Here is a 15,015-nt window from a genome sequence, read left to right on the forward strand (position 1 = left end):
TTACACCTCCACATCATAAGGTTCATAATCCTTGCGGAGAGGATGACCAACCCAATCTTCCCCAAGCATAATGCGATGTAGGTCAGGGTGGTTGGTAAATTGAATACCAAGGAGGTCATATGCTTCACACTCTGGCCAGTTCGCACCTGGCCATATAGTTGCAATAGAATCAACTCTTGGATTTTCACGATCCATTTTCACTTTCAAAGCGACAGACTGCTTATTTTTAAAGGAGTATAAATGAACATAAATCTCCATATATGTTTCAAAATCAGTTCCATGTAATTCTGATAAAAATTCAAAATGAAGACCGCTATGTTGTTTGAATAACAAGGCAAGGGAATAGTAATGTTCTAGCTTAACAACAATAGTGGGCACATGCTTGCTCATACGATTAATATAGGAATCTTCTAAAATATCTTCTTTGTAGTGTTCTTTTACAATGTTGAGGTAACGATCTAAGATTGGTTGTTGAGGTGATGGTGTGATAGGTTCTGGCTCTTCTGTTTCTTTTGCTTGAGTTGTTTTCCCTCTTGCCTTTGCTGCTGCAGCTGCCTTTGCTTTGGCGGCTGCGATGGCTTTAGCCTTCTCTGAATCGCCACTTTCATTCGCGTTCTTTGCCTTTCGTTTCGCTGCAGCGGCTGCTTTGGCTTTGGCAATAGCGATTGCCTTTTGTTTTTCTAAGTCTTGGTTAGATGTTGGCTCTGTTTCTGTTCCTTTTGTCTCTTTTGCTTTTTTCTTTGCTATTGCGGCTGCTTTTGCCTTGGCGGCGGCCGCTGCTTTTTGTTTTTCTAGATCTTGATTGGAGGTTAGCTCTGTTTCTGTTCCTTTTGTCTCTTTTGCTTTTTTCTTTGCTATTGCGGCTGCTTTTGCCTTGGCGGCGGCCGCTGCTTTTTGTTTTTCTAGATCTTGATTGGAGGTTGGCTCTGTTTCTTTTCCTTCTGTCTCTTTTGCTTTTTTCTTTGCTATTGCGGCTGCTTTTGCCTTGGCGGCGGCCGCTGCTTTTTGTTTTTCTAGATCTTGATTGGAGGTAACATCATCTTTTGTTTGGTTCACTTCGGATACTGAGTCATGCGATTCTTCTTTTTTCTTTTCCCTCTCTTCCCGTTTTCTTTGTGCAGCTGCTCTTGCTTTTTCCGCTGCTTCCTTTTTTAACTGCTCTTTATCTTTTTCATCCAAGTCAGATCACCCGCTTTCCTGTTTTCGCCTCATAACGGATTTTTGCCTTTAACTTATTGACACCGTATATGAGTGCTGCAGGATTAGGTGGACAACCTGGTATGTACACATCAACTGGGACCACTTGGTCTACCCCTTTTACAACAGAATAAGAATAAACATATGGACCACCTGCAGTTGCACAAGAGCCCATAGCAATCACCCACTTCGGTTCAGGCATTTGATCGTAAAGCCGTCTAATTACTGGAGCCATTTTTTTCGTGACGGTACCAGATACAATCATGACATCAGATTGTCGTGGAGAAGTGCGGAAAAAAGAGCCAAAACGATCGAGATCATAGTGAGAAGAACCCACACCCATCATTTCAATGGCACAACAGGCGAGGCCAAACGTCATCGGCCATAATGAATTACTTCTAGCCCATCCTTTTAACTGCTCTAATGTAGACATGAATATATTACGCTGAATTTCAGCCATTTCTTTTTCACTCATTTGATCTAATTTTAAATCCATTTCAGCACCTTCTTTTTCCAAGCATATATTAAACCTATCACTAACATAAACACGAAAATCAGCATCTCTATTAAAGCAAATATGCCTAATTTTTCATATGCTACGGCCCATGGATATAAAAACACTGTCTCCACATCAAAAATGACGAAAAGAAGAGCAAACATGTAATAACGAACCGTGAATTGTACCCTTGAGTCTTGAAAGGGATCAATTCCACTTTCATAAGTAGTATACTTATTCTCATTAGGTTGATATGGCCGCAACAATTTCCCGAAAAATAGAGCAACTAATGGTAATAGCACACCGATAATTATAAAAGAAAGGACTATCAAATAATTATTTTGATACAGATGCCATAATTCCAATATCATCCCCTCCATAATATAGAAACTATTCAAAATTTTTAAAATGTAATCGGATACATTATAACACCCTTGCCATATTCTGTCGATAAGCCACTAGTCATTTCCATCTATCCCATACTTCATTTATATGACAAGTTGTATAGGATATATCTTTTTTACTGAATCTTATCCGAAAAAAATAAGAACTGTTGGTAGGATAAAGAGAAGGTTTATATTATTGTGAGGAAATAGATAGATCTATATAGCTTTTGCTCACAAGGGGTCAGAAATCTTATCAGCAGGATGAGTGAAATTCAATTCACTATGAGCATGTTTGCTTGCAATTACAAAAAGATGAAGGCTGAGAAACTGAGCGTAATTGACTTATTTAACACTGGATACACTCATATTTTTCCTCTACCCCATTTTCTTGACTCGTTTAGCACCGAATCCAATCATATCTTTCTGCTACCTCATTTTTTTGACTCGTTTATCACTGAATCCAATCATATTTTTCCGCTACCTCATTTTTTTGACTCGTTTATCATCGAATCAAATCATATTTTTCCAACCACACATTATTTGCCTCGTTTTGGTTTATCAGCTGAACTCATCCAATCAATTTAATTCACTCACGGGATTTCTGAAACGTATTGGTATTATAGAGGCATCACAGCACAAATTTATGTCATCGATTCATTCCACGGTTCGTTTACCACCCGAAAGACACGCTTAAATAGACCCACGCAAAACAAAAAAAGAACCAATCCTGATGATAAAAACAGGATTGATTCGTTTTCATGATGATTATATATTTCTCTCCGAAACATTGATACGATTCATCGCACGTTTTAGTGCAAGTTCTGCACGTTTGAAGTCGACGTTTTCACGCTTTGTTTCATTCAAACGTTGTTCTGCACGATCTTTTGCACTTTTGGCACGATCAAGATCGATATCAGTCGCTTGTTCCGCAGATTGCGCTAAAATCGTTACTTGGTCCGGACGTACTTCGAGGAAACCACCGCTAACAGCAACCAAATCAGATTGATTTTCTTTCTTTAGACGGACAGCTCCAATTTGTAACGGTGCAACCATAGGGACGTGACCTGCTAAAATACCTAGCTCTCCACTTTCAGCTTTGGTACTTACCATTTCCACATCGGATTCATACACCGGGCCATCGGGAGTAACAACACTGACTTTAATCGTCTTCATTTTTTACCCTCCTGGTCCTAAATTATACCTCTACGCCCATTTTTTTAGCAGCTTCAATTACTTCTTCAATACGACCAACTAGACGGAAAGCATCTTCTGGTAGGTGATCATATTTACCTTCAAGGATTTCTTTAAATCCTTTAACAGTTTCTTTTACAGGAACATAAGAACCTGGTTGGCCTGTAAATTGCTCTGCTACGTGGAAGTTTTGAGATAAGAAGAATTGGATACGACGCGCACGTTCAACGATAAGCTTATCTTCGTCTCCAAGCTCGTCCATACCTAGGATCGCGATAATATCTTGAAGCTCTCTGTAACGTTGTAACGTTTGTTGTACAGTACGAGCTACTTCATAATGCTCTTCACCAACTGTTTCAGGTGAAAGTGCACGTGATGTAGATGCTAATGGATCCACGGCAGGGTAAATACCCATTTCAGATAATTTACGCTCTAAGTTTGTTGTTGCATCTAAGTGAGCGAAAGTTGTTGCTGGAGCCGGGTCAGTATAGTCATCGGCAGGTACATAAATCGCTTGGATTGATGTAACAGATCCAACATTCGTTGAAGTAATACGTTCTTGTAATTTACCCATTTCAGTTGCAAGTGTTGGTTGGTAACCAACGGCAGATGGCATACGACCAAGTAGGGCAGATACCTCAGAACCTGCTTGCGTGAAACGGAAGATGTTATCCATGAAGAAAAGAACGTCTTGTCCTTGCTCATCACGGAAATATTCAGCCATTGTTAAACCAGTTAGGGCAACACGCATACGTGCTCCAGGTGGCTCATTCATTTGTCCGAATACCATCGCAGTTTTCTTAATAACGCCTGAGTCAGTCATTTCATAGTAAAGGTCATTACCTTCACGTGTACGCTCACCAACACCAGCGAATACAGAAATACCACCGTGCTCTTGAGCGATGTTATTGATTAACTCTTGAATTAAAACGGTTTTACCAACACCGGCACCACCGAATAGACCGATTTTACCACCTTTGATGTAAGGAGCAAGTAAGTCTACTACTTTAATTCCTGTTTCAAGAATTTCTACTTCTGTAGAAAGTTTTTCGAATGTAGGTGCTTCTCTATGAATAGAGTCACGACGAGCATCACCAGTAATGGCTGGATCCAGATCAATTGTATCACCTAGTACGTTAAATACACGGCCAAGAGTGATATCACCTACTGGTACAGAGATGGCTGCACCTGTATCTATTACTTCAGTTCCACGTTGTAAACCATCTGTTGAAGACATAGCAATTGTACGTACAGTGTCATCACCTAAATGAAGGGCAACTTCAAGGGTTAAGTTGATTCCAACTTCAGATTCGTTACGCGAAGTGTTATCAATTTGCAATGCGTTATAGATTGCTGGTAATTGACCGTTTTCGAACTTTACGTCAACAACCGGACCCATAACTTGAAGAACGCGTCCTTTGTTCATCTTTTTCCCTCCTAATAAGAAATGCTATTTAATTATTCTAGAGCAGCTGCTCCACCGACAATTTCAGTAATCTCTTGAGTAATTGCAGCCTGACGCGCACGGTTATAGCTTAAGTCTAATGCATTGATTAGATCCTTCGCATTATCCGTAGCATTCTTCATCGCTGTCATACGCGCGGCATGCTCACTAGCTTTACTATCTAATAATGCACCATAGATTAAGCTTTCAGCATACTGAGGTAGCAATACTTTCAAAATTTCTTCAGCGGAAGGCTCAAATTCATACGAAGTTAACTGGTCTGACCCACTAGAAATATCTGTTAGTGGTAAGATTTTTTTCGATGTTACTTCTTGAGTAATTGCGCTGACATAGTGATTGTAATAAATGTATAGCTCATCATATGTTTCATCAGAGAACATACCAACCGTTTTAGTTGTTAAGTCTTTGATTTCAGCAAATGATGGCTGGTCTGCTACGCCGACGATATCGACGATTACATTCATCCCTTTTCCTTTGAAGAAATCAACAGCCATTCTACCAATCGCTATTATCGCAAACTCATCATTAGACTTATGTCTTTGTTGAATTGTTTGGTTAACGGCTTTTAGAACTCTACTGTTAAATGCCCCAGCTAGTCCACGGTCAGATGTAATGACGACATAACCCGTTTTCTTAACCGGACGGCTCACTAACATTGGATGTGATGCATCTGCACTACCAATTGCGATAGACGCTGTTACCTCTTGGATTTTTTCCATATAAGGTACAAATGCTTTTGCATTCATTTCCGCACGAGTCATCTTTGAAGCTGATACCATTTGCATAGCTTTTGTAATTTGACTTGTTTTCTTCGTAGAATTGATTCGGTTCTTTATATCACGTAATGATGCCACAGGTTCTCACCACCCTTATACTTAAGTGTGTTTGATTGGTTAGCGCGTAGGCTGTCCCAATCCTTATATATCATTAGATCCTGTAAAAACAATGCATGAAAAGGCAGGAAGGGACAACGATCCCATCCTGTCTAACTCTGCAATGATTATTCAGAAACCACAAACGTTTTCTTGAATTCGTTAATTGCAGCTGCCATATCTTCATCAGCCGGAAGGCCTTGAGTTGTAGCGATATGGTCAAGCAATTCTTTATGATTTTGATCTAACCAAGTAAGATATTCTTCTTCAAAACGACGGATATCTTCAACTGGAATATCATCAAGGAAACCACGAGTTAACGCATAAAGAATCGCAACTTGCTTTTCTACTTTAAGTGGTTTATTAAGGTCTTGTTTAAGAACCTCAACTGTACGAGCACCACGGTTTAACTTCGCTTGTGTTGCTGCATCTAAATCTGAACCAAATTGAGAGAATGATTCAAGTTCACGGAATGAAGCAAGGTCTAGACGTAATGTACCAGCTACTTTTTTCATTGCCTTGATTTGTGCAGAACCACCAACACGTGATACAGAAAGACCTGCGTTAATCGCTGGACGAACACCAGAGAAGAATAGGTCAGACTGAAGGAAGATTTGTCCGTCAGTGATAGAAATAACGTTTGTTGGAATATAGGCAGAAACGTCACCTGCTTGTGTTTCAATGAAAGGTAGCGCGGTGATTGAACCGGCACCTTTTGCGTCACTTAGTTTAGCTGCACGCTCTAAAAGACGGCTGTGCAAGTAGAATACATCCCCTGGATATGCTTCACGACCTGGAGGACGACGTAATAATAATGAAAGTTCACGGTAAGCAGATGCTTGTTTTGTTAAGTCATCATAAACAACTAGTACATGTTTACCGTTATACATGAACTCTTCACCCATTGCTACCCCAGCGTATGGTGCTAAGTAAAGTAATGGAGCTGGTTGAGATGCAGATGCAGTTACAACAATCGTGTAATCTAGTGCACCTGTTTTACGTAATGTTTCAACAGCATTACGTACAGTTGATTCTTTTTGACCAATTGCAACATAAATACAAATCATATCTTGGTCAGCTTGGTTTAAAATTGTGTCGATTGCAACAGATGTTTTACCTGTTTGACGGTCCCCGATGATTAACTCACGTTGACCACGACCGATTGGCACTAATGCGTCAATCGCTTTAATACCTGTTTGTAATGGCTCATGTACAGATTTACGATCCATAACACCTGGAGCCGGTCCTTCAATCGGACGAGTTTTTGTTGTATTGATTGGTCCCATTCCATCAACAGGGTGTCCAAGAGGGTTTACAACACGGCCAATAAGTTCTTCACCTACTGGTACCTCCATGATACGTCCTGTGCGGCGTACTTCATCGCCTTCTTTGATCTCTGTGAATGGTCCTAAAATAACAATACCGACGTTACTTTCTTCAAGGTTTTGCGCCATACCCATAACGCCATTCGAAAATTCAACAAGTTCGCCAGCCATGGCGTTATCTAAACCATGAACACGCGCGATACCATCACCTACTGAGATAACTGTACCGACATCACTCACTTGAATTTCCGACTGATAACCTTCAATTTGCTTTTTTATCAGCGCACTGATTTCTTCAGCTTTGATGCTCATGAGTTTCACCCCTATCTACGAATCTTAGCCTAACAATTGTCGCTCAAGTCTATCTAGCTTGCCACGTAAGCTGCCATCGAAAATCTTGTTTCCTATGCGAAGCTTGACACCGCCCAATAAATTTGAATCAACGATATTTTCTATACGAAGGGATTGCTTGCCCACTTTAGCTGCAAATGTTGCAGATAAAGCGTTTCTCTCTTCATCAGTTAAAGGACGAACAGAGTAAACTTTCGCTTCAGCAATTCCTTTTTGCTCATCTGATAGGTCTAAGAAATGCTCGACCATACCTGTGATTTCATCTTCACGATGACGCTCCACCATGATGAGTAAAGTGTTTATCACATATGTGTTAACAGATGCAAAAGCTTCTTTTACGATCTCTTTCTTTTTTTGAATAGAGAGCTTAGGAGTCTTTAGCACTGCTTTAAATTCAGAGTCATGATTCACTACGTCTTTCACTGCACGAAGCTCATCTTCCATTTGGTCAAGAAGCTGATGTTCATTCGCAAGCTGGAATAGAGCTAACGCGTAACGTTTTGCCACTATTGAGCTCGTCATTGCTTCTCGCCTGCCTCTTGAATATATTCGTTAATTAGTTTTTCTTGATCGGCTGCACTTAATTCCTTCTCAATAACTTTCGAAGCAACTAGGACAGATAATGAAGCAACTTGTTCACGAATAGCTGATACAGCTTGTTCTTTTTGCTGCTCGATTTCAAGTTTTGCAGAATTTTTCAAACGATCGCCTTCAGCACGTGCCGCAACAATTATCTCTTCGCGTTGCGCTTCACCTTGCTTTTTCGCGCTTTCAATTAACGTTTGCGCTTCTGTACGCGCTTCTTTTAATAGAAGCTTTTGCTCTTCTAGTAATTTCTTCGCCTCTACACGACTTGCTTCTGCTGCTTCAATTTCACCAGCGATATGTTCTTCACGTTGGTTCATGATTCCCATAAGTGGGCCCCATGCAAACTTTTTAATTAAAGCTAACAAAATGATGAACATAATCAATTGGAATACGATGTCGCCACCATTAAAGCCGCCAGATGCACCTAATACATAACTATCTAATAACACCCTCGATTCACTCCCTTCAAGAGACGTTCACTTAAGGTCAAACTATTTTAAAGTCATTCGATTGAATTTACATAAAGGAAAGGCGAAGGTCCACTTGTGATGATCTTCGCCATTTTACAAATACAAAAAATTAGCCACCGATAACCATGAATGCGATAACTACGCCGATGATCGGAATCGCCTCAACTAACGCTACCCCGATGAACATAGTAGTTTGAAGCATACCACGAGCTTCTGGTTGACGTGCCATACCTTCAACTGTTTTTGAAACGATTAATCCGTTACCAATACCTGCACCAAGTGCTGCTAAACCGATTGCGATTGCTGCTGCTATAAGACCCATTATTTGTTTCCTCCTTAAAATTTTGGAATAAAATTATTTTTAACAAACATGTTTTGTTCATGTAATGAACAGGTATATATTAATGGTCGTGACTCACTTTGTGAGACATATAAACCATTGTTAACATACAGAAAATAAATGCTTGGATAGCACCGATAAATACGGAGAATCCCATCCATAATAATGTTGGTAATACTGCTACAGCATGTCCTAAGAACCCTGTTGCAAGTGAGCCTGCTAGTAATGTCAGTAGGATTTCCCCTGCATAAATATTACCGTAAAGACGCAAACCAAGTGTTAATGTGTTGGCAAACTCTTCAATGATTTTCAATGGGAACATAAACCACATTGGCTTGAAGAAATCTTTCCCATATTCTTTCAGACCCTTCACTCTCACACCATAATAATGTGAAAGACCTACCACCATCGCTGCTAGTGTAAGCGTTACGACCGGATCAGCTGTTGGTGATTTCCACCATAGCTCGTGGTTATAGGTGACTGCAAATGGAAGTCCTAGCATGTTCGATACAAATACGTACATGATGAGTGTGATTCCAAGCACGTGGAATCTACCACCATCTTTCCATGCCATGTTGCTGTTGATGATGTTCTTAACGAAGTCCATCACCCATTCAAAAAAGTTTTGCATGCCTGTCGGCTTCATTGCTAAACGACGAGTTGAAATGACAGCAATTAAGAAAACTATCGCACTTGCTACTGTTATCATCAAAATATTAGATAAGTTGAAGGTTAACCCCATAAATTCTCTCAATGGAGCTCCATGATCCATAAATTATTCACCTCTCTTCCCGCTTTTTACGTAAATGAAAAGATTGAAGAAAAAAATCTATCATAATGACTAAATAGGACGTCATTAATCCCAACACTACACTTATAAGGTGAAAATACGCTGGATACTCCAGTGCGATGATAACTGCCAAAGCGGCAGATGCCATTCGCGACATCGTTCCTAGTGAACGCACCTTTTGCTCTTTCTCTACTGCTTCTCGGAACTGAATCATCTTCCTTACAATTAACCAAAGATTAAAGAAGCTGAGAACGGTTCCCAAAATCAGGCCAAGAAAGATAGATTGATAAGACGTAAAGCCCCAGCCGAGTACAAAGAACGACAACAAGAAAAGCATGTATTTACGTTGTCTACTAAATCTTTCTTGTATTTCCGGCATATTTGTTTATTCTCCTGAAAAAAATTGTTGGATTAAACGAAGCATGGCATAAATGCCCACTGTCAAACCTAGTAATAAACCGATTATTAGAAACAGTGGTTCGGTCTCTAGTAACCGATCGAACCATCTTCCAGCAAAAACACCTAGAAGGATGGCGCCTACTAATTGGGAAAGAATGGCGGACATGAGTGCCATCGCTTTAAAAGGGCGACGGTCATTATGACGCATTAAAACGCATCCTCTCAATCGAGAATGGTAAGAGGTTTTCTGAGGAAAGCAGTATGATAAATCGTCTATTTCATATGATATAAAACTATAAAATCTGCTCATGAAAACCTTATCAATAATACCCTTTGTAAGCATACAATAGGGGCATGTCAATGTCAATGCGTTTAATGGGAATTTCGCCAGTTCTCTTTTGGGCAAAATATGGATGTTCACACTTTTTTCATAAAATCTTCACTAGATTTTTCTTGCAAATTCTGAAAATTTATGCGTTCTTTTTGGCTATTGTTTTTCAATTATAATATTTTTATACCGCTTAATTTCCTATCATTTCTAATTCCCCATTAGCCCCAATGAATAAACGGGTCTCTATCCAATCTTCTTGTCCAGATTTGCGAGCAAATACTTTTGCAATATACAAACCAGGCTGTGGTAAATCGCTTATGAATAAATCCTCTTCTACCTGGCCTTTCTTTACATCTTTCTTCCAATCAAGCATGCCTATAAAAGTTAATGAAGTTGAATCGAATAAAGCAATCCCAAACTCTTCCGCTCCACCTGGTAAATACACTTCATAGCGATACGTTTTCTTACTATCACCTTTACCAAAACTAAAGCCCATGACACGTGGATAATCCGGTTCTTCCAATACGTATAAATAAGGAAGCTGAATTGTTTGCTTATTACTATTCAACCGAATCGTACCGTCTGCCAGTTTTTCAGTGAGTTCCTTTGGATTAACGATCATATGTAAACTAATAGTTTTCTTCTCGTTAGGCTCAAGCATAAATGATAATGGTAGACGCCATTCAATCCCCTTTTGTTTTTTTGGAATTTCAAAAGCATAGGACTGCTTTTCATCAGTTGTATTTTCCACCGTAATTTTTGCTACATGGTCATGATGTTGTTCAGATAACTTAAACTTACCAAACTGTATGGACGATGGATAGATTAATGTAGATGTCATTAATGCTTCCTTCAATTGAATCCGGCCCGCACCTTGTTCAAAGGTCCGGTATGGCGTACCATCTTCATTCACCATAGATAAGGCCGTATTCATTAGTGCTGCTTTTACTTGCTCAGGGCGCCATTCAGGATGAGCCTGTATTAACAAAGCGGCTGCCCCTGCCACATGAGGCGCTGCCATACTTGTTCCTTGTAATGGTGTGTACCCACCAGGTACCGTACTATTAATGGCTACTCCTGGTGCAACCACATCAGGTTTTATTTCCCAAGTAGAAGTCACAGGACCCCTTGAGCTAAATTCAGCTAAGATGTCTTTTTCTTCCTTTATCACTGTTTGTCCATATAATCTTTTAGCTTGTGAAAGCTCTTGATTAATCTCTTCCCCATCTTCCTTCGTTAATGACACAACCGGGATATCTAACACCCCTTCTAAATTGCCCATGAAGGAGCCCGGTGTATTATTGTAAATGAGCAAAGCAAGTGCTCCTGCTTCCTTGGCATTCTTACTTTTTTCCGTAAAAGTTAATTCCCCTCTCTCCACAATAACTACTTTTCCATTAGCTCCTTTTAATTGCTCCTCTTTCCCAATGCCACCGTTATATAACTCAAATGATTTGTTTAAATCCCACGGAATCGTTCCTTGCAGTGGATACAACTTCATTTCTTTTTTACCAATATGTAAATAAGGTACTTTTAATGTAGGGGTAGAAGCTCCTACAGATATCGCTTTGGCAGCCGTACCCGGTGAGCCAACACTCCAAATGCCAGGCCCTGAATTACCCGATGATGTAACAGCAACAATTCCACTATCGACTGCCTTATTTAAAGCAAGACTAATAGGGAGATCAGGTCCGTTCACATTATTTCCCAATGAAAGATTAATGACATCCACTTTATCTTTCATCGCTTGTTCTATTGCTTGTAACACTTGCTCTGTCGTCCCGCTTCCTCCTGGGCCTAAAGCACGATATGCAATAACCTCTGCTTTTGGTGCCACACCTTTAACTTTTCCGTTGGCTGCAATGATACCTGCCACATGGGTGCCGTGCAATGTATCCAACCGTCCCATATTCACTGTTTCCATCGGATCGTCATCTTGGTCCACGAGGTCTTTCCCACCACCATAACTAATGCGTAAATCTGGATGACGATAATCAATCCCCGTATCAATGACGCCAACCTTAACACCTTCTCCAGTAAGGCGGTGATTATCATCATCAAAATATCCTCTAATAGCCTCTCCACCAATAAGCTGAATATTGTCATTCTCTGCTTGCACAGTATAATTTTTTACGGTCGTAAGGTGATGAATTGTTTGATTCCTTTCTATTTGTGCTAACTTATCATTTGTTGCTTCAACAGAAAACCCTTTTAGGGCATAGTTAAATATGTATCTTATTGCGACACCTTGTGCTTTGAGCTTCTCCTTTTCTACTTGTAAGTCAGCGTCATCACTATAAACGATGATAGCTACTTGTTCTTCTGTTTTAATTTCATCCAAGGAAGGCACAATTAGTTGAGATGAAGACGCACTCATACCTAACGTACAAGGAAAAAGAAAAAGAATAATAACGAGAATAAATAGATTTTTCTTCATTACGACGCCCCCTTTTTTTGTTAGCGTCTTCGATTTCTAGCTTCCCTATACTACGGAATTTAATGGGAAGCGCAAATAAAAAAGGTGAATACCCTTTTTAAACTTAGGTAATCACCTTTTTTATTATAGGCCGTTTAAAACCAATGTGTAATGCTGCAGAAATCCTCGAGTTGCCGTGCAGGAAAAATCCGAGGAGGCTTATAGGATCTTCGCGAAAAAGCGAGTGCCTAGTGCACAATAAAAAGAATCTAGTATCGTAAGTGAGTTAAAAGCTACAACCATTACGAAAATAGCGTTCTTATATTAAGGGCTTAAATGGAGCTGGCTTCTTTAAACCTTCACGAAAATAATACTTAATGGCCTCTGCAATTCTTTCAGAAGCGTGACCATCCCCGTATGGATTAGAAGCTTTCGACATCGCATTGTACGCCTGTTTACTAGTTAACAGTTCATTAGCGTTTGCATAGATAACTTCCTCATCTGTACCAACGAGTTTCAATGTGCCTGCTTGAATACCTTCAGGGCGTTCTGTTGTATCACGCAACACTAACACAGGGACTCCTAGCGATGGTGCTTCTTCTTGTACACCACCTGAATCAGTTAAAATTAAATGGGCACGCGAGGAAAAGTTATGAAAGTCGATCATCCCTAGTGGCTCAATCAAATGAATCCGTGGATGCCCTTGTAAAATTTCATTCGCAACTTCTCTTACAGCAGGGTTTAGGTGAACAGGATATACTAATTGTACATCTTCATGCGTTTCGACAATTTTTTTGATCGCTTTAAACATATGTCTCATCGGCTCGCCAAGATTTTCCCTGCGATGGGCTGTCATTAAGATTAAGCGATCGTCACCAATTTTCTCTAAAATCTCATGCTGATATTCCGGTCGTACTGTTGTTTTTAACGCATCAATCGCCGTATTACCCGTAATGAATATTTGCTCTGCAGATTTATTTTCCCGCAATAGATTATCGGCCGATTTCTCTGTTGGCGAGAAATGAAGATCACTGATTACACCTGTCAGCTGACGATTCATTTCTTCTGGGTAAGGAGAAAATTTGTTCCAAGTGCGTAAGCCTGCCTCCACGTGGCCGACAGTAATCCCGTTATAAAAAGCTGCTAAACTGGCCGCAAATGATGTTGTTGTATCCCCATGAACAAGAACAATGTCTGGTTCAACCTCTTTCATTACTTCATCTAAACCAGACAATACACGGTTTGTCACTTCTACTAACGTTTGTCTTGCTCTCATAATATTTAAATCAAAATCCGGTTCTATTTGAAAAATTTTAAGCACCTGATCAAGCATTTCTCGATGTTGAGCAGTCACTGTAACGATAGAATGAAAGTCTTGTGGGTGCTTGTTGAGCTCAAGAATAAGCGGTGCCATCTTTATCGCTTCAGGTCTTGTTCCAAATATACTCATTACCTTAATCGGTCTTTGCATAAAACACTCGTCCACCTTTCTAAAAGAAGTGCTGGTTGCACTCACCTTCCGACAAACATTTGTCGAACAGATCTTTATCAGATCCACTTAAAGGGAAGCATTCTTGTAAAAAAGCCCGTCCTAGGACGGGCTCATTTTCTATAATTAACTTTATTTTTTTATTTTGTACCGAATAAACGATCTCCCGCATCCCCAAGACCAGGAACGATGTAGCCTTTTTCGTTTAACATTTCATCTAATGCAGCGATATATATATCTACATCTGGATGTGCTTCTTTTAATGCTTCTACCCCTTCAGGTGCAGCAATTAGACACATAAATTTAATGCTTTTTCCACCGCGTTTTTTCAAAGAATTGATTGCTTCAATTGCAGATCCGCCTGTTGCAAGCATTGGATCAACTACAATGAAATCACGCTCTTCAATATCACCAGGGAATTTTGCATAGTACTCAACTGGTTTTAAAGTCTCTGGATCACGATATAAGCCAACATGACCTACTTTAGCTGCAGGGATTAATTTCAAAATACCGTCTACCATCCCAATACCTGCACGTAAAATCGGCACAATTCCCATTTTCTTTCCAGAAAGAACTTTTGAATTTGTTTTTTGAACAGGTGTATCTATTTCAATTTCTTCTAAAGGCATATCTCTCGTGATTTCGAAAGCCATCAAAGTTGATACTTCATCAACGAGTTCACGGAATTCTTTCGTACCTGTATTTTTTTCACGAATGTATGTAAGCTTATGTTGGATTAATGGATGATCGAAAACATATACTTTTGCCATAAATATCTCTCCTTTTACTGATTGTACAAATCACACTTCGTACTATTTTACAGAAAAAATGTTTGTGGGGCAACTACGATTCTTGACATAGAAACATTTATTGCCATTGGAAGAAAAGAAAATGTAGAAGATGCTTTTA

Annotated in this window: 16 protein-coding genes; all 16 read right to left on the reverse strand. The window is 39.7% G+C overall.

Annotated features, from left to right (window positions below; translation table 11 throughout):
- The 16 genes from MHI57_RS13515 to upp all read right to left on the reverse strand — a co-directional run bounded on the left by MHI57_RS13515 (position 1) and on the right by upp (position 14,876).
- Entirely contained in the window at positions 1-1,179 is a 1,179-nt protein-coding gene (locus MHI57_RS13515; protein WP_340976824.1) for an NADH-quinone oxidoreductase subunit C, read from the reverse strand.
- 1 nt (position 1,180) lies between these two features.
- Positions 1,181-1,693 carry a NuoB/complex I 20 kDa subunit family protein gene (locus MHI57_RS13520; protein ID WP_157733862.1) on the reverse strand — a complete coding sequence of 171 codons (513 nt, stop codon included), beginning with the start codon at positions 1,691-1,693 and terminating at the stop codon, positions 1,181-1,183.
- Entirely contained in the window at positions 1,684-2,058 is a 375-nt protein-coding gene (locus MHI57_RS13525; protein ID WP_095371596.1) for an NADH-quinone oxidoreductase subunit A, read from the reverse strand. The genes MHI57_RS13520 and MHI57_RS13525 overlap by 10 nt, the downstream gene beginning before the upstream one ends.
- Before the next feature lie 786 nt (positions 2,059-2,844).
- Entirely contained in the window at positions 2,845-3,252 is a 408-nt protein-coding gene (locus tag MHI57_RS13530; protein WP_095371595.1) for a F0F1 ATP synthase subunit epsilon, read from the reverse strand.
- Positions 3,253-3,274: 22 nt separating this feature from the next.
- Positions 3,275-4,696 carry a F0F1 ATP synthase subunit beta gene (atpD, locus tag MHI57_RS13535; protein WP_095371594.1) on the reverse strand — a complete coding sequence of 474 codons (1,422 nt, stop codon included), beginning with the start codon at positions 4,694-4,696 and terminating at the stop codon, positions 3,275-3,277.
- Between the two features lie 32 nt (positions 4,697-4,728).
- Positions 4,729-5,589 carry a F0F1 ATP synthase subunit gamma gene (locus MHI57_RS13540; RefSeq protein WP_095371593.1) on the reverse strand — a complete coding sequence of 287 codons (861 nt, stop codon included), beginning with the start codon at positions 5,587-5,589 and terminating at the stop codon, positions 4,729-4,731.
- Between the two features lie 146 nt (positions 5,590-5,735).
- Complete coding sequence (gene atpA / locus MHI57_RS13545; RefSeq protein WP_095371592.1) at positions 5,736-7,244, reverse strand: F0F1 ATP synthase subunit alpha; 1,509 nt, start codon at positions 7,242-7,244, stop codon at positions 5,736-5,738.
- A gap of 24 nt (positions 7,245-7,268) precedes the next feature.
- On the reverse strand, positions 7,269-7,805 hold the full coding sequence (locus MHI57_RS13550) for a F0F1 ATP synthase subunit delta (RefSeq protein ID WP_095371591.1): 537 nt from the start codon (positions 7,803-7,805) through the stop codon (positions 7,269-7,271).
- On the reverse strand, positions 7,802-8,320 hold the full coding sequence (locus MHI57_RS13555; RefSeq protein WP_224936757.1) for a F0F1 ATP synthase subunit B: 519 nt from the start codon (positions 8,318-8,320) through the stop codon (positions 7,802-7,804). Before MHI57_RS13555 ends, MHI57_RS13550 begins: the two co-directional genes overlap by 4 nt.
- A gap of 130 nt (positions 8,321-8,450) precedes the next feature.
- Positions 8,451-8,663, reverse strand: a complete 213-nt coding sequence (gene atpE / locus MHI57_RS13560; RefSeq protein WP_095371589.1) for a F0F1 ATP synthase subunit C — start codon at positions 8,661-8,663, stop codon at positions 8,451-8,453.
- A gap of 79 nt (positions 8,664-8,742) precedes the next feature.
- Positions 8,743-9,453, reverse strand: coding sequence for a F0F1 ATP synthase subunit A (gene atpB, locus MHI57_RS13565; protein WP_224936758.1), 711 nt, complete (start codon positions 9,451-9,453; stop codon positions 8,743-8,745).
- 7 nt (positions 9,454-9,460) lie between these two features.
- Complete coding sequence (locus MHI57_RS13570; RefSeq protein WP_095371587.1) at positions 9,461-9,850, reverse strand: ATP synthase subunit I; 390 nt, start codon at positions 9,848-9,850, stop codon at positions 9,461-9,463.
- A gap of 6 nt (positions 9,851-9,856) precedes the next feature.
- The gene (locus MHI57_RS13575; RefSeq protein WP_095371586.1) at positions 9,857-10,078 is read right to left on the reverse strand and encodes an AtpZ/AtpI family protein; all 222 of its coding nucleotides are present in this window, start codon (positions 10,076-10,078) and stop codon (positions 9,857-9,859) included.
- A 313-nt stretch (positions 10,079-10,391) separates the two neighbouring features.
- On the reverse strand, positions 10,392-12,638 hold the full coding sequence (locus MHI57_RS13580) for a S8 family serine peptidase (RefSeq protein ID WP_340976831.1): 2,247 nt from the start codon (positions 12,636-12,638) through the stop codon (positions 10,392-10,394).
- Positions 12,639-12,936: 298 nt separating this feature from the next.
- Entirely contained in the window at positions 12,937-14,088 is a 1,152-nt protein-coding gene (gene wecB, locus MHI57_RS13585; RefSeq protein WP_307318204.1) for a non-hydrolyzing UDP-N-acetylglucosamine 2-epimerase, read from the reverse strand.
- 158 nt (positions 14,089-14,246) lie between these two features.
- A complete protein-coding gene (upp, locus tag MHI57_RS13590; protein ID WP_095371583.1) occupies positions 14,247-14,876 on the reverse strand; it encodes a uracil phosphoribosyltransferase in 630 nt (209 codons plus the stop codon).
- Positions 14,877-15,015 lie beyond the last annotated feature (139 nt).

Source organism: Cytobacillus sp. FSL K6-0129 (assembly GCF_038007625.1).
In the GTDB taxonomy this organism is placed as follows: Bacteria; Bacillota; Bacilli; order Bacillales; family Cytobacillaceae; genus Cytobacillus; species Cytobacillus kochii.

Excerpts from the sequence above, each read along its gene's own strand:
- MHI57_RS13530 (WP_095371595.1), bottom strand. The coding sequence starts at position 3,252 with ATGAAGACGATTAAAGTCAGTGTTGTTACTCCCGATGGCCCGGTGTAT.
- atpE (WP_095371589.1), bottom strand. The coding sequence starts at position 8,663 with ATGGGTCTTATAGCAGCAGCAATCGCAATCGGTTTAGCAGCACTTGGT.
- MHI57_RS13570 (WP_095371587.1), bottom strand. The coding sequence starts at position 9,850 with ATGCCGGAAATACAAGAAAGATTTAGTAGACAACGTAAATACATGCTT.
- MHI57_RS13575 (WP_095371586.1), bottom strand. The coding sequence starts at position 10,078 with ATGCGTCATAATGACCGTCGCCCTTTTAAAGCGATGGCACTCATGTCC.
- atpA (WP_095371592.1), bottom strand. The coding sequence starts at position 7,244 with ATGAGCATCAAAGCTGAAGAAATCAGTGCGCTGATAAAAAAGCAAATT.
- atpD (WP_095371594.1), bottom strand. The coding sequence starts at position 4,696 with ATGAACAAAGGACGCGTTCTTCAAGTTATGGGTCCGGTTGTTGACGTA.
- wecB (WP_307318204.1), bottom strand. The coding sequence starts at position 14,088 with ATGCAAAGACCGATTAAGGTAATGAGTATATTTGGAACAAGACCTGAA.
- MHI57_RS13580 (WP_340976831.1), bottom strand. The coding sequence starts at position 12,638 with ATGAAGAAAAATCTATTTATTCTCGTTATTATTCTTTTTCTTTTTCCT.
- MHI57_RS13550 (WP_095371591.1), bottom strand. The coding sequence starts at position 7,805 with ATGACGAGCTCAATAGTGGCAAAACGTTACGCGTTAGCTCTATTCCAG.
- atpB (WP_224936758.1), bottom strand. The coding sequence starts at position 9,453 with ATGGATCATGGAGCTCCATTGAGAGAATTTATGGGGTTAACCTTCAAC.
- MHI57_RS13520 (WP_157733862.1), bottom strand. The coding sequence starts at position 1,693 with ATGGATTTAAAATTAGATCAAATGAGTGAAAAAGAAATGGCTGAAATT.
- upp (WP_095371583.1), bottom strand. The coding sequence starts at position 14,876 with ATGGCAAAAGTATATGTTTTCGATCATCCATTAATCCAACATAAGCTT.